This window comes from Pararhizobium sp. DWP3-4 (assembly GCF_049898205.1).
In the GTDB taxonomy this organism is placed as follows: domain Bacteria; phylum Pseudomonadota; class Alphaproteobacteria; order Rhizobiales; family Rhizobiaceae; genus Pararhizobium.
The window spans coordinates 1-17,482 of sequence record NZ_JAFCXF010000011.1; the positions used below are offsets into that span (position 1 = coordinate 1).

General features: G+C 56.8%; 15 protein-coding genes and 5 pseudogenes. 7 read left to right on the plus strand and 13 right to left on the minus strand.

Going from position 1 to position 17,482, the window contains the following annotated elements; all coding sequences use genetic code 11:
- A partial coding sequence (locus ACP7E6_RS23540; protein WP_426232136.1) for a chemotaxis protein CheB occupies nt 1-1,484 on the minus strand: 1,484 nt, incomplete at its 3' end.
- 463 nt (nt 1,485-1,947) lie between these two features.
- Between ACP7E6_RS23540 and ACP7E6_RS23545 the strand changes: the two are divergent.
- Nucleotides 1,948-2,200, plus strand: a pseudogene (locus ACP7E6_RS23545) (ferritin-like domain-containing protein); the annotation flags it as partial.
- Here ACP7E6_RS23545 and ACP7E6_RS23550 read toward each other — a convergent pair.
- Nucleotides 2,201-3,087 (minus strand): annotated as a pseudogene (locus ACP7E6_RS23550) (IS110 family transposase); the annotation flags it as partial.
- Between ACP7E6_RS23550 and ACP7E6_RS23555 the strand changes: the two are divergent.
- Nucleotides 2,983-3,414 carry a hypothetical protein gene (locus ACP7E6_RS23555; RefSeq protein WP_426232270.1) on the plus strand — a complete coding sequence of 144 codons (432 nt, stop codon included), beginning with the start codon at nt 2,983-2,985 and terminating at the stop codon, nt 3,412-3,414. The pseudogene ACP7E6_RS23550 and the gene ACP7E6_RS23555 overlap by 105 nt on opposite strands.
- A gap of 148 nt (nt 3,415-3,562) precedes the next feature.
- On the opposite strand, the gene ACP7E6_RS23560 is transcribed toward ACP7E6_RS23555, so the two are convergent.
- The gene (locus tag ACP7E6_RS23560; RefSeq protein ID WP_426232137.1) at nt 3,563-4,492 is read right to left on the minus strand and encodes an NAD(P)/FAD-dependent oxidoreductase; all 930 of its coding nucleotides are present in this window, start codon (nt 4,490-4,492) and stop codon (nt 3,563-3,565) included.
- A 747-nt stretch (nt 4,493-5,239) separates the two neighbouring features.
- Here ACP7E6_RS23560 and ACP7E6_RS23565 point away from each other — a divergent pair.
- The 3 genes and pseudogenes from ACP7E6_RS23565 (at nt 5,240) to ACP7E6_RS23575 (ending at nt 7,268) form a co-directional block, all read left to right on the plus strand.
- Entirely contained in the window at nt 5,240-6,124 is an 885-nt protein-coding gene (locus ACP7E6_RS23565) for an MBL fold metallo-hydrolase (protein WP_426232138.1), read from the plus strand.
- A gap of 190 nt (nt 6,125-6,314) precedes the next feature.
- Nucleotides 6,315-6,534, plus strand: a pseudogene (locus tag ACP7E6_RS23570) (Mu transposase domain-containing protein); the annotation flags it as partial.
- A gap of 458 nt (nt 6,535-6,992) precedes the next feature.
- A complete protein-coding gene (locus ACP7E6_RS23575; RefSeq protein ID WP_426232139.1) occupies nt 6,993-7,268 on the plus strand; it encodes a hypothetical protein in 276 nt (91 codons plus the stop codon).
- Between the two features lie 310 nt (nt 7,269-7,578).
- Here the strand turns inward: ACP7E6_RS23575 and ACP7E6_RS23580 are convergent, their stop codons facing one another.
- A complete protein-coding gene (locus ACP7E6_RS23580) occupies nt 7,579-7,656 on the minus strand; it encodes a hypothetical protein (RefSeq protein ID WP_426232255.1) in 78 nt (25 codons plus the stop codon).
- Nucleotides 7,657-7,687: 31 nt separating this feature from the next.
- Nucleotides 7,688-8,166 (minus strand): annotated as a pseudogene (locus tag ACP7E6_RS23585) (DNA ligase D); the annotation flags it as partial.
- 10 nt (nt 8,167-8,176) lie between these two features.
- Between ACP7E6_RS23585 and ACP7E6_RS23590 the strand changes: the two are divergent.
- Both ACP7E6_RS23590 and ACP7E6_RS23595 read left to right on the plus strand, forming a co-directional pair.
- A pseudogene (locus tag ACP7E6_RS23590) lies at nt 8,177-8,427 on the plus strand (Ku protein); the annotation flags it as partial.
- A gap of 549 nt (nt 8,428-8,976) precedes the next feature.
- Nucleotides 8,977-9,183, plus strand: a complete 207-nt coding sequence (locus ACP7E6_RS23595; RefSeq protein WP_426232140.1) for a hypothetical protein — start codon at nt 8,977-8,979, stop codon at nt 9,181-9,183.
- Here the strand turns inward: ACP7E6_RS23595 and ACP7E6_RS23600 are convergent.
- The 8 genes from ACP7E6_RS23600 to ACP7E6_RS23635 form a co-directional block, all read right to left on the minus strand.
- Nucleotides 9,167-10,495 (minus strand): NAD(P)/FAD-dependent oxidoreductase, encoded by a 1,329-nt coding sequence (locus ACP7E6_RS23600; RefSeq protein WP_426232141.1) that lies wholly within the window; start codon nt 10,493-10,495, stop codon nt 9,167-9,169. The genes ACP7E6_RS23595 and ACP7E6_RS23600 overlap by 17 nt on opposite strands.
- Before the next feature lie 203 nt (nt 10,496-10,698).
- On the minus strand, nt 10,699-11,181 hold the full coding sequence (locus tag ACP7E6_RS23605) for a DUF2243 domain-containing protein (protein WP_426232142.1): 483 nt from the start codon (nt 11,179-11,181) through the stop codon (nt 10,699-10,701).
- Entirely contained in the window at nt 11,178-11,438 is a 261-nt protein-coding gene (locus ACP7E6_RS23610) for a DUF982 domain-containing protein (RefSeq protein WP_426232143.1), read from the minus strand. The genes ACP7E6_RS23605 and ACP7E6_RS23610 overlap by 4 nt, the downstream gene beginning before the upstream one ends.
- 1,784 nt (nt 11,439-13,222) lie before the next feature.
- Nucleotides 13,223-15,265: a S9 family peptidase gene (locus ACP7E6_RS23615; RefSeq protein WP_426232144.1), complete on the minus strand. Its 2,043-nt coding sequence runs from the start codon at nt 15,263-15,265 to the stop codon at nt 13,223-13,225.
- 19 nt (nt 15,266-15,284) lie between these two features.
- Nucleotides 15,285-15,473 (minus strand): hypothetical protein, encoded by a 189-nt coding sequence (locus ACP7E6_RS23620; RefSeq protein WP_426232145.1) that lies wholly within the window; start codon nt 15,471-15,473, stop codon nt 15,285-15,287.
- Nucleotides 15,474-16,344: 871 nt separating this feature from the next.
- A complete protein-coding gene (locus tag ACP7E6_RS23625) occupies nt 16,345-16,542 on the minus strand; it encodes a hypothetical protein (RefSeq protein ID WP_426232256.1) in 198 nt (65 codons plus the stop codon).
- Nucleotides 16,452-16,793 (minus strand): chemotaxis protein CheB, encoded by a 342-nt coding sequence (locus tag ACP7E6_RS23630; protein ID WP_426232257.1) that lies wholly within the window; start codon nt 16,791-16,793, stop codon nt 16,452-16,454. The genes ACP7E6_RS23625 and ACP7E6_RS23630 overlap by 91 nt, the downstream gene beginning before the upstream one ends.
- A gap of 42 nt (nt 16,794-16,835) precedes the next feature.
- Entirely contained in the window at nt 16,836-17,411 is a 576-nt protein-coding gene (locus ACP7E6_RS23635) for a cysteine hydrolase family protein (protein WP_426232146.1), read from the minus strand.
- Nucleotides 17,412-17,482: the final 71 nt, after the last annotated feature.

The window sequence follows — 17,482 nt, forward strand, 5'->3', positions numbered from 1 at the left end:
CGATTGGCGGCAGGCGTTTGCGGTGGCATCGGAAGGGCCGGGAATGCCGCATCCCCATCCGACCGCTGGAAGATGTGGGCCGCCTTGTCCCAGACCGCGAAAAGATTTGAATGGCGGCTCACGCCTTCCGAAAGACCGAGGAACAGGAGACCGTCCGAGTTCAGGGCATAATGAAACGTCCGCAAGATACGATCCTGCAGGTCGTTGTCCATGTAGATCATCAGGTTGCGGCACGAAATAAGGTCCAGCCGGGAGAAGGGCGGATCTTTCGTGACGTTATGGACGGAGAACACGCACATCCCGCGAATTTGGCGGTTCGGACAAAAAGCGCCGTCTTCTTCGTAAAACCATCGTTTGAGGCGATCCGGAGAGATGCCCGTTACGCGCTGGTAGCGGCCGGCCCTGGCGAACTCAATCGCGCGGTCGTCGATATCAGTTGCGAAGATCTGAACCTCGAGATTTGCATTGCGCGTGTCGAGGATTTCGCGGATTGTAATCGCAAGGCTGTAGGCCTCTTCGCCGGTCGAACAGGCCGCCACCCAGACCCTCAGTGATTGCGGGCGGTCGCTGCGTTCGAGGATCCCGTCAATTGCCGCCGACAACCCCTGGAAGGCGTCGGTATCACGGAAGAATTCTGTCACGCCGATGAGCAGATCTCGGAATAGCATTTCCGGCTCGGCGGGATCGTCGCGCAGATGCTTGACGTAAGAAGGCACAGTGTCGGCCTGCAGAACCTGCATGCGACGCTGGATACGGCGCGTAACGGTCTTGCTCTTGTACTTCGAGAAATCGTGCCCTGTCTTCGAGCGGAGAATGGCAATGACTGTCCCCAAGTGTTCGGCGGCGTCCTTGCGCGTGCCGTCGCCATCCTTGCGGTCAGCCACTAGCGCCAGGTGATCACGATACTCGATCAGCTTTGCGGGCATGTCCTCGACTTGCAGCACGTAATCAACCAAACCAGTAGCCGCAGCGCTTTGCGGCATGCCTGCCATGGCATGGTGGTCAAATTCCGCCTGCGCAATCGTCAGCCCACCATTCTCCTTCACGGCCACAAGCCCGACCGATCCGTCGCTGCCGACGCCCGACAGCACGATTGACACGGCGTTGTCGCTTTGGTCTTTCGCCAGCGAGACGAAGAAGGTATCAATTGGTCTGCGGTCTTCCCGCGGAGGCGCTGGTTGGACGACGACGAGGTGCCCGTCCTTTATGGTCAAGGTAGCGTCGGGCGGGATCACATGGACGCAGTTGGGTTCGACGCGCATGCCGTCGAGAGCTTCAACGACGGGGATCGGCGATTCTCGCGCGAGGATTTCCGTCAGCATGCTTTTATGGTCTGGAGAAAGATGCTGCACAAGCACGAAGCCCATCCCGCTATCAGGCGGCAAATTTTCGAAAAACGCCTTGAACGCTTCAAGGCCACCTGCGGAAGCGCCGATGCCGACAATCAGGCCGCGGTGCTTGGAATCGTTATGTTCTTCCCTCATGCGCATTAACCGTCCGTCCCCGTTCTATGTTCCCGTCGCCGAAGATCCTACCACATGACTGCGCGAACCCAGACGAAACCTCAACAGTTGCAGAAGACAAAAGCTCAGAGGCGTGGAGGAGTGGCACCGGTTGCATCTTGAGAGCACGATACTATGGTTGGAATCCCGTTAGATCTCCAGGCCATAAAGGAAGCAGGTCTAGCTGACCGGCTTGAGAAAGCGCGGACGCAGGTGTGATGCCTAGGATTGAGTTATCGTCATAGCCGGTCGCAAATACGAACGGCACGCCGCCGGACATCAGTTTGCTCGCCCAGGAGCCCCAACCTAGTTTCTGTACGACAGATTCCTGTCGCTGTGTGGCGCCGGTGAGAGGGCCAAAGGCTACGACGGTTCGTTCGGTGAGTGTGGAAACGACCGGGTATTGAGGGACAGCCTCTCCGCGAGCGACCGTTGGCGGAGGGCTCTGGCGCGGACCTTTTTACTTGATACGCTCAAGGATTACGCCGGAAACAGACCCTCAAGGCACTGCCGAAAGTGGCGCGCGCCGCCCTGTCGGAAGAAGGCGAGGCCGGCTTCCTGAAGCATTGCCATGAAACGCGAGGCCAGATCGAACGCCTTGACCAGGTCTTCGAACTTCTCGGCAAGGCTGCCCGGGGGAAGACCTGCGAAGCCATCCAGGCAGCCTTGCCGAAGGCCAAGAGATCAGGGAGGAATACAATGATGGCGACGAGGGCGACTTTGCCCGGCTTTCCCTTGGCCTTGAGGCGTTCGAAGAATGCCTTCATATCGGGATCGAAGCGGATGCCGGAAGGTCAGCGATGTGGAGTGCGTCCCGCACGGGCTTTCGTCCACCGGCGATCAGCCTTTTGCCGCGCATCAGACCGCTGTGGCGGTTGAGCGGCGCGACGCCGACCAGTTTGGCGATCTGTCCCTTGTCCATCAGCCCCAGTTCCGGCAGGGCGGCGATTAGGAAACATGCCGTGCGCAGGCCTATACCTTTGAGCGACATCAATAGGTCAGCCTTGCCCGACAGGTCCGCATCCAACTTGAGGCAGGCCGTCATTTCGTCCACTACCGCCTGACGCTGGTCGAGCAGAAACCGCAATGTTGCCTCAATCTAGGCTCTCGTCATGTCGTTGGCTTTACCGGCCAGCTTCCCGACGGTTCTTCTCTTGCACGATCATGTGCGACAACTGCCTGTAGCGTGAGACCCAAATCGACCAGGCTTTCCTGTTCTACCGTGGCGGCAACGAGTACTTTCGTGTCCATGCGCCGGGCATAGTCGGCCAGGACGAAGCCATCGATCCCGGTCGGTCTTGGAGAGCTGACCGCCCGCTCTTGCGAACTGTCTAATCTGTTTGGCGTTGACCTTGGCGACGGGAAGCCCGGCCGCCTGCAGGGCCGAAACGACGAGACGCTCGTAACCGTCTGACGGCTCAAGGATAACCCGCTCGATCCCCTCGACTGGGGCCAGGAAGGCGAGGAAGGCAGCGATGCCTTGCGCGGTATTGGCAGAGGCCAGGGACTGCTGCTCGAGAAGAATGCAGATATCGAAGGAGGATTTAGATATGTCGATGCCGACAAAATGGCTAGTATAGGACATGAGGCGTTAGTCTCCCTTATACGCGAGGGCGAAGCTCTATCAACGGTTCGAAGAAGCCTCGAAATGCGCAAAGGGTTCTGCTTTTTTCCGAACGGAAGTTCAGGCCGGGCAGAAATCAACCGCTTGTGCATCGCCATTGCGGTGTTGCAACCACCCAATGACAAACGAGGCGGGAACATCATATCCGATGTCCCGGCCTCCCAATGTAAAGCCGGGATTGCCAATGATCTCGACGAAGGTGTTATGGCCTTCCCTGGAGAGGAGGGCGTGTCAGCCTTCGTCCCGGAACTCGGCAAGCTGGTGTTTCGAGCCGCGAGCCGTCGGTGAAGCTCGGTAGGCTTCTCCGATCAAGTAGTCTTCGATGGGGCGGGGTTCTCCGCGCCCTTCTGGATCCTGCTGGTACGCCTGGCATGTCCGGCATCCGTCATCAATCGATGCAGGTTTCGAGAGCGGCATCGTGTAGACCGCGCCTCCTTCAGCGAACCAACGCTTCGATTTCATACAGATCGTTGCGAATAGCTGTCGAAGCGACCCCGGCTTGCCCCATCGCGTGGCTAATCTGGTCGAGACCCATTACGACGTCGCCAGCGGCATAAAGGCCTGGGACGCTCGTTCTCTGATGAGCGTCGACGTCAATAAAGCCCTCATCCGAGACGCGAGCTCCGAGTGCTTCTGCCAGGCGGGAACGAATGTCCGAGCCAAGGGCCGGGTAGAGTGAAGCGAATGCGTAGGCTGTCGCGTCTGTTGTCACGGTAATCATGCCGGCACCCGGTTCGATTGATATCACCGGTCCCTCCTCGACTTTGACGCCGAGACCTTCCAGGCCTCTTCGCTCGTCGTCAGCAAGGCTGTGCTCGCCATCAGGCGCGACCAGCGTGACATCCCGGGTGTAGCTTCGCAAGAACTTCGCCTCCTTAAATCCCTTGGCGCCAGTACCAAGGACGCCAACGGACCTGTCGGAGACTTCGAACCCGTCGCAAACAGGGCAATAACGCAGGAGTCCGTGAGCAACCGCCTCGTCGTGCGCGGCTGACACCATCGGTGGCCGGCGGTTGAGCACACCTGTCGCCATAAGCACGGTCCGGGCAAATGCTGTGTCGCCGTCAACCTCCAACTCAAAAAAATCACTGCCCTTTTTAACGGCCGTGACCTTCCGGCGCTGGTTCAAAGCGCCGTATCTCTGAGCTTGTGCACGCATTCTGCCCAGAAGTTCCGGGCCACTGATCCCGTCTGGAAATCCAGCATGGTTATGCGATATCGGGATCATCGCCGCCCGGCTGGTATTATCGTCGAATACCGTCACCGAGAGATGGAAGCGAGCCAAATAAATCGCTGCCGTCAAGCCAGCCGGGCCGCCACCGATGATGGCACAGTCCCAGATCGTCTTTTCCAAGTGGTCGGTCATGAACGTCTTTCATCTGCCCCCAGCCTTTTGTCTCGAGAGCCCAGATACCATACAACCAGCGGCTTGAGCCTTCCCCCGGCACGTAGTTCAATCCAAAGCAGGCACCAGCCTTCCCCGTTTGTCGGGTCTTTGTAATATCCCTGGCCGTCAGACTGCATTAGTCGAGTGCGCTCGATAATCGGTTTTGACGGCTGTGCATCAGGGAGCCCTGACGCGTTCAAATAAGCTTCCCGCTCATCTAACATGCCGATTTTCTCATGGGGCGGCCGCGCGGGCTATCATTTTCCAAGCGTAAAGCGACAATGTTGAAACCACTCATATTGAACTAGACCTCGCACGATGGTGCACTCGCCTTTGGGGCTGTATTAGGTAGCGACCCTCATTTATGGTCGCCAGCTATTGATTTCCTGCTGACAAAGATGCTTGCAGTACCCTTGGAGAGAACTACGTCACCACACCGTCTGATCAACCTCGTTGAGTTAATATCGATGCGAGCTAACTGGTTCCCCACAAACAAGTTCCCAAATGAATTGGCGGCAGGAGTGGCTTGATCGGCCAGTCTTGTCAGTCCTGATGAAGCGAGTAACTCGGTTTCCCCACCCTATGCGGCCTGCTTTATTGAGACTGCCCGATTGACCGCGCTTCTCCCAATCATCCTGAGGTCGCGCCGTCCAGAATTCAGATGTCAGAAGCTGGGAACTTTAGCCCTCCCAGCTAGTTGGCTTTCCTCCGTGGTAGGAGACACGTATGGCTGTTCAGCTTTCGCTCGAAGAAACTGATGTTGCACCAACGACCGAAACCGGTTCAGGTGTCCTCGCATTTGCACGCGATCTTGCCTACTTGCGCCTGTCGATCGTCAATGTGATTTTCTATGGAGATCCGACGATCGGAAATGGTTGGGTCCTGATCGATACGGGCCTGCCGACTTCCAAGCAAAGCATCATTGCTGCTGCGGAACATCGTTTTGGCCGGAATACCCGACCGTCGGCGATCATCATGACGCATGGCCATTTTGATCACGCAGGATCGCTTGAAGCATTGGCACGCCACTGGGACGTGCCGGTTTACGCCCATCCTCTCGAATTTCCTTATCTCAACGGACAGGCCTCCTATCCGCCAGCAGATCCCCTGGTCGGGGGTGGCCTGATGGCGTTGCTATCGCCGCTTTTTCCACGATCTCCGGTCAATGTCGAGCCGTGGCTGACGACGCTTCTGGCAGACCAAACGGTGCCTCACATGCCGGAATGGAGATGGCTACACACGCCGGGACACGCGCCCGGCCACGTCTCCCTGTGGCGCGAAGCTGACCGCACACTGATTTCTGGTGATGCAATTGTAACCACTGGCCAGGAGTCGGTCTACGACGCGATCATGCAGACGCCCGAAATGCACGGACCGCCGCGTTACTTCACTCCGGATTGGGACGAGGCCGAACAATCTGTCAAGCTGCTCGCTGCGCTGGAGCCAGAGTTGGTGATCAGCGGCCACGGCCAGCCAGTCAGCGGGCCGAGTATGAGAAACCGGCTCCACGAACTAGCAATGAATTTTCGAAACATCGCTGTTCCTGAAGGTCGCCCATACACTAGCGATCCGGCTAAGCCGGGCAAACGCGGTAATGACGTCTATCGATAGAGATCAGTCGCGCCGCTCGATCTTCCGCAACTGGCTGTGGTGGAGCCCGCAAGCGGAGCTTACAGCAGACTGGGCAAACGATGCCGTCTTTCTCGTATCCGCCGCAATTACGAGTAAACTCATTTCGTATCGCGTGGGGCTCAAGCTTTCGTGGCTCAAATTGTTACGAACGACACGCCTCCGGATGAAAAGCCTGGAGGAGCTGAATGTCTGGCTGCTCGACAAATGTATCGTTTACGCCAAGGCGCACCGCCATCCCGAGCAGACCGAGCGAATGATCTGGCGGGGTGTTCGAGGAGGAACGCGGTAGCCTCGTGTATTACGTCGGGCCGTTCGACGGCTTCCAAAGCGTCCCGGTCTCGGTGTCGAAGACCTGCACGGTTCGTTTTGATAAGAACAAATACTCCGTAGTGGTTACGTCCGTTGCGTATAGGCCTATGGCATTAGGGCGCCGATATCTTTGACGAGATGGCTATTTGCGAGGCTTAAGAAGCGATCGCGCACATAAGCGGAGGGCTCGAGAGGATTCATTTAACATCTTTCGATCTGACGGACGGCGCCGAACGCACATTTTTCTATTTGTTGGAACGACGATCACATTGAGACGGCCAACGAGAAAACGGGTTGGTCTCGAGACTTTGAAACTGGACTGCATCCACCGGACAAGCTCCTATAATCGTCTTCATTGCCCAACGAACGCATCGTTGATCTCGCGATAGCTGCGAAACCTTGGGTACTTACGAAGTTCGTTCGCTCAAGTCATCTTCCGAAACTCGCTGTCCTGAACGGAACAACACCGGCTCCAAATGGTAAGAGCGTGGGCCGTTCATTCTGACGGCATCGGAACGCGGACGCGGGAGGCAAGGCAATGGGCGGAATTGATTTAAAGGGGAATACCTTAGCCACGGCAACAACCGGCTTGTTACATACGGCCATCGTGTTCTTGAACGAACTCGCGAACGACCGCGGAGATGGGCCATGGATAAGCGATCTCCATGACACGATAAGCCACCACCTGAAAAACATCAGTCTTGATGACTTGCCTCCGCTCGAGGAGTTGGAGCAGATTGATGCAGCTCTGCTGGCACTAGACGCTGTCTTTTCGACAGTCGATCCCCGGTACAGAGGCCCACGGCGTGTATAAATTGGTGGATTCTCGGTGCTAAGTTGCTCCCACGCTGTGTGAACGGCGCACCTTGGCCACTGCATTGGCTTACGGCCGCTTTGCTTATTGGAAGCCGACCGCGTATCGCGCCGAAGAGAAGTTGAGTACAGGGATGGATAGCCTGCGATTTCTTCGCGATTATGGACAAGGTCGAGGTTTCCGGTAAAATGCAGAAACGTCAGGCAGAGTATGTTGCATACGCCAACTTCCCAGCTGGCGGTTCGCCAGTTCCCGCTCCATGACCGTTGCCATGTGCCGAACCGAGGAGATCGGCATTTTGGGCAAAGTCCTATTTTTTGCTGGCTCGAGCATTGCCTGCCCGACCGAGGCGTCGGTCATTATCGACATTGCCATTTTGATGCAGCATCGGCGCAAGGCCGAAATAACTTGCCAACCGCTTCCGTTTCTGGCGGACGCGTAAGCGTTTCACAAAGGTGCGGAGCGACAAAATCCGGCATCAAGGATTTCACGCTTTTAGAGACCGTTGCCTTCTTCGCTGACTTGGCAGCCATCTGCGTCTTCCCTGCCTTGCGCTCTTCGGCGGTGAGACCGGTACTGCTGTCCCACACCGCATCCGCTTCGAGCGCGTCGCCCTGCGTCATGAACGGCGTCGGCTTGCTGCCCGTGCCGGACGCAATAGCCTCCATTTTCCTGTCGGATGCCACTGAGGTATAGTTCTCCTCAAGGCCGGCCGCGCCGTTTTCCTCGGCGGAAAAGCCGTCATGATGCTGTTCAGCAGCTAATTGGTCCGTTTCCCGCCGTCGCGACCGTGGCGCCTGCGCACGAGTACGAAGCTCCCATGCAGTCGCTCTCCATCTAATGTGAACTTGAAATCCCGCTTGGCGAGCGCCTCCTCCGCGTCTTTTTTCCTTCCGGGCGATTACATCATGATCGATCCCGATGAAGTTGCGGCGGTCGTGCCGACTCTGACAAGATGCTAGAGGCCAAAGCCTTCATCCCGTGCGGCAAGATCGACGACGTTTATTTCGAAAAACCTTATTTTGTTGTACCAGTAGAAGATGAGGATCATGACGCTTTCATCAGCAGCCAAGATGCTGTGATCAAGGCACGCGCCACTGCGATTGCGCGGACCGTGGTCTTCCGCCGGATGAGAATTGTCCTGATCAGAGCCAACGGTAACGCTCCTTAAAACGCTTTCATTCACAATGTCGCGGGCCCCGTCAGGTCACACAGTTGCTATCCCGTTAGAGCCGCACCGAGCAGACCGGCCGCAGCGCTAAAGGCTCAGGACCTATTAAATCACTTGCGGTGGATTTCTGTTTGATTCACTAGGATCGAAGGGAAACGATGTTATCAGTGATTCGTTGCTTCTGTCGGAGGCGCAGATGCGCCGGCAAGATAACCGCCTGCATTCCTTCAAGGGCAAACTGCACGGTCGCGATCCCGTATGATCCCGCGCTATGAACAGGTGGTAAAACTTTCCGCCTAACTTCAGGTTCGTGCCGCAGTTCAAAGAAGGGAAAGCCATGAACCGTCGCACCGTACTGACAACCGCAGCTTTTGCCACTTCCGGCGCTCCTTTTATCAAGGGCCTTCGCGCAGTCTGCCGCCATCCCGGCGAAGCGGAGAAGCGGAGAAGCGGAGAAGAAACATGCCACCGGGACAAAACGGTTGGCTCTCTTTCGCTAGCAACCAGCCGGGTGGCCCTTGAGAAAGTCTTCGACCGATGGCAAATGAATTCGCCAAGTGGGAGGTCGCCGAACAGGAAACGATTGCCGACATCATGATGGAAATGGGAAATAAGGCTAAGGGCGCGCTCAAGCCTCCGACCGACTCCGAAGTCGAAGCAATGCTTGCGCCGAAGGCAATGCTTCGCTCCAGCCATATTGCAAAGCTTATAGGTGATTGTCGCCAGACTACGGTCGGCCGGTAGCGCTGTCGATGGCAGCTTGGTGATTTTCATGCCCGGCTCCATCGGCCGTCTCGTCAATTATTCGTGCACCGCGTTGTCGCGTTAGATACCGCCCAACCCATTGGATGGAGACGAGAAGGCGCTTCTCGAAATTGATGAGAAGATAGACGTGAACGAGCGCCCAAAGAAGCCAGGCTGCCCTGCCTTTCATCGTCCATTTTCCAAAGTCGAATACAGCGGCGTTCCGGCCAATGACCGCAGTGTTACCGCGATTTTTGAATTTGAAGCCTGAAACGGCATGGCCCCTTCGCAGGCTTTTCCCGAGGTATATCCCTTGTTGTTTGGCGACCTGTGCTAGGCCCGGCAAAAACTTCCCGTCTGACCCCACCAGCGCAGATGTGTCTCCCACGGCATAGATGTCGTCCAACCCCTGGACACGAAGACAATCGTCGACAGGTATCCGGCCGCCCGCGACACCGGAAATTCCAAGCCATGAATGGGCGGGGGAAGCCTTGACGCCGGCGCCCCATATGATCGATCCGGCGGGGACGAATTCGCCGTCGATCTCGGCCCCATCCTCCCGGATGTCCATCACCTTCCTACCTGTACGGACCTCGACACCGATCTTTTCGAGGTAGGTCCTGGCGTAGGCGGAGAGGTGTTCCGGGAAGGCCGCCAGTATTCGTGGTCCCGCTTCCACGAGGAGCACTCTCAAATGGTCGGGTTGCAGGTTTCGAAAGTCGCGGCTAATCATAAATCGGCCTAGTTCAGAAATCGCGCCAGCCATTTCGACGCCGGTCGGTCCCCCGCCAATTACAATGCTGGTGAGCAACGCATGCTTCTCCGGCTCGCTTCTCGCCCGCTCCGCCCGCTCGAAGGCTAGAAGCAGGCGATGGCGGATCTGCCGCGCTTCATGAATGCTTTTAAGGCCGGGTGCGAACATCCGCCAGTTGTCGTGCCCGAAATAGTTGTAATCTGAGCCGGTGGCGATGACGAGGTGATCGTAGGGAACCAGTTCACCATCAGACAAAGACACCGTGCGGGACGACGGGTCGATGCCGACTACCTCTGCCATGATCATGTCGATGTTACTGAAATGGGCGAGCGTTTTGCGAATCGGTTCGGCGATGTCCGCCGGTGACAGGGCGGCGGTGGCTACCTGATACAGCAGGGGCTGGAAGAGATTGTGGTTGCGGCGGTCCACGACCGTGACGTCAATATCGGGGGCGTTGCCGAGTTCGATTGCACATGCCAAGCCGCCGAAACCGCCTCCAATGATGACGACATGGCGGGAGGCGGGATGTTCGGCGTCGAGCTCAGGTCGGTCTGTCATGGTACGCTCCGTCGATTGCTTCTCGGATATCGCCTGTCTGATCGATGCGTCATGTCGTGAGGCCGAAGCAGCGCAGTGAAAGCAGGTCTTCAAGAGTAAGGTTTCGGCTGAACAGAAGAAACGACCACACCGGTCGCGTCGCGAAGACAAGACCAAGACCGAAAGCAGCCCATGTTAACGCAGTGCGCATTTCACGCAGAATCTCAACCATGACGCCGCCTTATGATCAGTACGCCAACGGCGGCCATTGCCCCACCCCAGGCAAGAAAACCGACATCCCAGAAGAGCCACTGCCCGCGCGGGACCATTTCGTTGACGTGGTGCAAGCCAAGAACGTGGTGGTCAACAATGCCTTCGATCAGGTTGAACGATCCAAAGCCGGTGAGCATCGTCGCAATGAGGTCGCCTGTCGACCACCGGAAATGGCTGAGGCGGCCCGACCGCCACAGGATGAAGAGACCAGCGAGCACGAAGACATAGGTACCGGAGTGAAAGACGCCGTCCCAGAACGTGTTCAGTTCAAGGTTCTCGATTGTGGTGATCGGGTACCAAGAACTGAGCATATGATGCCATTGCAGAAGCTGGTGGAGTACGATGCCGTCAAAAAAGCCTCCGAACCCCAGACCAAGCAGCAGCCCTGCGGATAGCGGGAAGGTTCGTATGATGCGCCGACGCGAGCCGGTCATGCGAGCACCTTGGCCGCCACCGCAGCTTCTACGAACGCGTTGCGGGCAAGTTCGGGACTGCGGTGCCTTGCGATAGCGTCGACGCAGCGGCGCTTGGCGACGGCATATTCCGATTGACTGCTCGACGGCCAGCGATGGAGAAGCGCTGCTAATGCCGAGTCCGGCCCGCCAATGCGTTCCCGCATCCCGTTGCCAATCCGGACAAAGACGGGCGCTTGCCACGTTACCCGGAAATCAACATCGATGACCTTGTCCATGAAGGACTCCATTCGTTTCGTCACGTCAAACCTTCGCATGGGATACAAGTTCCCTGCGTTGCGAAGCTTGTCGACCGGGCCTGCCAACGGGGCTCCGCACAGCAGCCCTGAAGCAACGTGCTTCGAGAATTGACGGACGCCAGCATGGTAGGTTCTCTCCCATGGTTGAGCTTTCGGGTCCTGATGGGAAGAAAAATCGACCCGTTATTGTCCCCAGCAATTTACCTCGCAGCTGTCGGTCAGAGTCAGTCAGTCCTATGCCGAAGTGAACGGCGGCCAACGAGGATAACCTGCAGTGTCTTCGCGGCAGCTGCTATCTCATCGTTCTCGCCTCTCGGAGGAAAGCGACCAGCGTCCTTTCGATAACGGTAGGTCGTCGCGTAGACGGTGAGGAAGGTGATCGGTGACAGTTTCACCTTGAACGTATTCTCGTGAGGCAAGACGTCGCGAAGGAAGTCAGGCCGATGGTAATCTCTACGCTCCGCCTTGGTATTTTCCAAACTGAGGAGCGCCAGAAGAATCATCTCGGCAGCCTGCCGAGATGATAGACATCGTTTCGCCCCATGCTTGGCATTATCGCGATATATAGCCGCTCTCGGCGGATTTCTGAACACCCAGCTAGCCATAACCCACTTGAATCAAATTGAACCTTGTCAAAGATCCTCGCTAGTTTGGTAAATGGTCCCGTGGTGAAATTTGTAATCCTGAACGCCCTGAAGGGATCCAAACTTTTTTTACCCAGCTTCAATTAGCGTTCATCCCACCGCTCGAACAATGAAATATGAGCACGCTAACATGATTTCTGGTTCTCGATGGTCTAGGCTGGGCGCCCTCCCTCGCGATCGCTCGTGCTACGAGTGGAGATCGAACACCCGTCAGGTGCGCGCGCGGAGTTGGGCTCCGCGATCCCTCTAACCGCGGATAGACGAGCCTTAAGACGACCGCTGTCCGACTGTTGCTGTTAATCGGGTGCGAACACTACAACGCAAGAGTACTGTCGCAAGATTTTCGGCGAGCTTCATGCACAGCCGAGGAAAGGAAGGCGAAGTCCCACGTTGCAATTAAACTAGTCCGATAGTCGAGATATTATGGAACGAAAAATCGTCCCGCCCGTTTTTGCTGAGCAAAACGGAGGGACCTAGCCTCACGAACCTGGCACGACCATTGTATGACGTGTTATTGCAAAGCGTGGCGTGGCCGATTTTCTCCCATCGGGGGACCTGCCGCGCTCAAGGGCGCGGGCAAGTGAGAAGGGTAACTTCAGCCTTCGCGCTGTTCGTCACACGGGCCGTTATTGAGGAACACCTATGACTACAAGCGCCAAACTTGCTGTCGTTCTTCCGATCTTGATTGCTGTAGCGCTCGTTCTCAAAGTCCTGTTTGGTTTCTATTCTGTCACTAAGCGTGCCCCAACCGATGGAGATGGCTCTGAGGTCATGTGGGAATCTGGGGGCACAATTAACTCGGCATGAAGAGGGGCTGAATGTTTCGGCGTGGAATGATACAGGCCCCGTCACACGACGCTCGTGTATTTCAGTGAGAGCCACGCTCAAAAGGAAGCGAACAAATCCTCGTCCGCATGCATCAAGAGCACCACGACGTTAGATATCCCTCGGCCTGTTCGAGAACGCTGTTCGGCAATTCGTCGTAGGCTATCAAGATAGAGACATTTACCCCTTTTCTAAGGCCAATTCTTCCCCGTCCTTCCCCGGTATCATGATGTCATCACAACGTTGGCTTCCGCTCGGCAGTTAAGGAATTCGAGCTTGATCGGGGTTTACAGGTCAGTCATTTTCCTTTTGTCGTTCAGCTTCACCAACCTCACCGGCCGCGCTGTCCATCGGCTCATTTGGATCAGTGTCGCGGTCATCAGACGCACGGTTTGTCCAACGCTCTACCCACTCGACCACCCTTGTAATGTAATCAATGCGAAAGCTGGGCTGGCCCTCCTCAAGCAGGTGGTGACTGCCCCCTGGATAGAGGACCATTTCAACAGCGGTATCGCTGCTGCGCATCAATGTCGCAAAAATTTCTTCCGATTGCCCAATCGGGCAACGTTGGTCATCCATCCCCTGAAGCAAAAGCGTGGGGGTCCGCGCCTCGTTCATGTGCACGAGCGGTGAGAGCTCTCGAGAAGGTTCGGGATTGACGAACGGTTCTCCAAGCATGGCAAACGGGGTCACATAGTACCCGCTGTCAGAGGTGCCAAAGTGGGATTCGATGTTGCTGACCGGAGCCGAAATTACGGCTGACTTAAACATGTCCGTCTGCGTTATTGCCCATGCAGCTTGAAAGCCGCCATAGGACTTACCTGCGATCGCAATCCGATCGTCAACGAGATTTTCTTCTTGGAGCTTCCGGATCGCCGCAATGTGCTGTTTGAGGTCAAGATCGCCCCACCGGCCCCGTAGCCGCTCTGCAAACTCCCTGCCGTAGCTTGAAGACCCCACCGGGTTTAGTGAAAGCACCGCCCAGCCGCGACTACACAACACATGACGATAGACCTGCTTACCAAACTCCAGATATGCAATTGCATGCGGCCCGCCATGGACGTCCACAAGGAGGGGAAACGGGCCCTGACTGTCGCCCGGCGGCAACATGAGCCACCCATCGATGGTTTCGGTCGCATTGTCTTCATTGGGCACGTCAAACGTGCGCAGCATTGTTCGCGGCTTTTCCCTATCGCTCCACCAAGCGTTGAAGTTGGTCAGCTTAGTCTCATCTTCACCCTTCCAACCGCAAGAATATAGCTCGGCCGGCTCGGTCAGGCTTGTGGCGGCAAAGATGATACGGTTTGGCATGGCCGCCAGCCCAATCACATGCCTTTCGCCGGTGACGATGACGTCGAGGCGGCCGTTCTCGATCGCGACGGTAGCTATTTCCTGAACACTTCGCCGTGCGAGGATGAAAACTACCCTTTTGGAGTCCTCGGACCAAAAAAAAGAACTTCCGCTTTCGACCTCAATGGACTCGTCGCCAAGCGGCGAGACGCTCTTTGCGTCGGGGTCGGCGATCCACGGGCGCTGCCTTGATGCGCCCTCTTCCTCGGAGCCGGCAAACACAATCGATTGGCTGTCTGGCGACCAGCACGGCGAACTTGCCGACGCAACATTGAACGAGATTTGCTCGGCATGGCTTCCGTCCACGTTCATGATCCAAAGGTCGGTGCCATGGGCTTCCCGCCCAGTTCTGGTGCGTGTGAACGCAATGCGGGAACCGTCAGCAGAACAGTCCATTCCTCGAATGTCAAATGGGCCATCGGTTAGCTGGCGCGCATCACCGCTTTCCAAATCTATCGAGAATAGGTGGATCTCCCGATCCAGTATGTAGCCTATTCCGTCGGTCTTGTATGGTAAACGCCACACGACTTGCGGGCGCTGACCCTCCGCTGGCTTACCGCGATTGCCTCGGCATTCCGGGTCGACCGCGACTTTGGCGGTCGCGAAGAGCTTGAGCCCATTGGGCGCCCATTTAAGGGAAAGTGGCCCGTTATCCATCTGGGTGAGTGCACGGCTCTCGCCGCCGTTTCTGTTAATGAGATGAATCTGGAGTGTGCCTGTACGGCTAGTGACGAACGCGATTGTCGTGCCGTCTGGCGACCACGCCGCACCGGTGTCGCCCCCCTCACCGCTGGTAAACTGTTCGGCCTCTCTTCCGTCGAGTGGGACGAGCCAGAAGGAGGTTGCGTTTGCGTCCTGAGCGCTATCGGGAACAGAGACTTCGCAAAGCGCGAAATCTGCATCTCTGTGACAGGAGAGTGCTTGGATCGACTGGTAGAGTAGAACATCCTCAGGGCGGAAACGCCCCGACAGGCCTTGCTTTGTCATGTCGGGGCGCTCCTTATGGTCAGCGACGATCCTGCTTATTTTCCTGCTGGTTCTGCTTGTTTTCCTGCTGGTTCTGCTTGTTTTCCTGCTGATCCTGCTTGTTTTCCTGTTGGTTCTGCTTGTTTTCCTGCTGGTTCTGCTTATTTTCCTGCTGGTTTTGCTGATTTTCCTGGTTGCGGTTGTTCTGATCGTTCTGTTGGTTAGTCATGTCGTTTCCCTTTCGATGCCCGCACCATGCGAGTAAGGTCTAACCTCAGTGTTAGTTGATCGTTCCACCCGAAAATGCGTTTTTCTTGATTTGCGACAATAGGGTGGATGAGTGAAATCACAGCACAAACAACTCGCCGTAATTGGCCCGCGGGTGGGTTCGAATCCGACTGCTAGTAAGAAATTATTCGTTCGCTGGCCGCTGCCGATGAGGCGAAACAGGAAGTACAGAGCAGCCGCTCGGAAACGACTTCGTACTAAGCGTTTCGTAGTGATATTTCTCAATTCTCATGAGCTACCGGTCGAGCGAATGCCATAACAAACGAGATCGCAGCACGTTCCAATAGGAGGTGCGCATCGCTTTCGGACTGGCTTGGCAAGCGCGCAGCGTTGGCTCGCGAGAGCTGCACAGTTGGGATAGGTGAAATTTCTGACTGAGTTCGGCTAGATACGGGAGCAGGTGAGATCATCGGGAGATGACGGCGCCGGAACCACACCCCGGCTTTCAAGATCGCTGGGGAGTTCACAGGGGCCAACGCTCGCAAGTGAGGCTTCCACAACGCAGCCAAAGTAGGAGATGCCGTCGTGGAAGCTGACACTTCGCATTTGCAAACGCCGGCCGCGGTGGATTTTCCGAACCGCGCGGCACGCTGGAGGCGACCGGAACGATCGACGGATCATATCCTGTGGTTAACACGAACGGTACGTGCAGGTGTTCGGGTTTCTCAGCCACCGGGCACAAACCTGCCTTACAGGTTGAAATCGAGGATAGCCGCATTAATCTTGGCCAAGTTTCCTCCCAGCTCCAGTGCCATCTATGCTTCAGCAGCAACACACGAGCGCGCCTGTATCTGTCAAGCATGTTGCGCAGCTCATGGCGCGTATGTACCCGTCTTCGACGACCAGAATTCTGTATCTGCCAGTGCAAGGTCATTCATCACCAGCCCGGCAGACCACATGCGACGGACGACGCGCCGCTTTACCGTGGCGCGCTTATAAGCAGAGAAATCATGGCACGTACGCGCCCGTAGCAGCGGGATGCGGCGGAGATCATTAGCTGAGCCCAACATATCCAATGAGCGGACCGACTCCCTGCTACGAGCCACTTCGGCCGGACGCTCCGCCAATCTCGCAATAGGAGCCACAACTCGGCGGCCCCAGTTGCAATCGCGCTTTGTGGCATGAAGTTGACACCCGCCTCGGCTGGGTCCGGGACCATGATGAAGCCTCCCGCTTTCTTCACTCCCGTCACCCCGGGTGCGCCGTCAGCGCCCGCCCCGGAAAGGACTATGGCCACGCCGGCTACCCGCGCTGCGGCCACGGAGCGAAAGAACAATTAGATCGGCGGGCCGCGGCCTCTCGGTCACGCGCGACTCAGGAAGTCTTCGGTCGACGAGATTTCCAATTGCACTGAAAACCTATCCCCTAACAATGCAAGGGAAGCGTCATGGGTATCATCCGCGCCACTGCAGACGGCGTCCTTCAAAAGAATGACACGATAGCCTAGGTCGATGGCGCCGAGGGCGGCGGCCAGGACACAAACGTCCGTTTCGCCCCCCGAAATCGCGAGCGTCTCCACCGCCTCCCCCGCCAACACGTGATGAAGCTCCCCGGTGATCCATGGCGAATAGGTCATTTTGTCAAAGACCCTCGCCGGCGGGACCAGGGCCTTTAGCGGCGGAACTAGGTCGACCATCTGCGGTTCAAGCCGCTCGAGTGTCATCGTGTCCCACTTCTCATAGTAACTTCGCCACAAGCCGGCCATATCCGCTGCACGCTTTGGCGGTACGAAGCGCGTAAAGATCGTCCGCTGCGGATGATGCTTTGCGATTTCCTGGACCTGAGGCGACACCTGCTGCATCCATGGGACATGCCAAGGCGTGTCTTCGGCGAACATTCGTTGCATATCGATGCACAAGTGTACCCAGTTATATTCCATAGCTTCCTCCGTGCGGCGCAAACCTTGGAACGAGGTGCTGGTTCCATGGTCGACGCCGATTAGTCACCAGA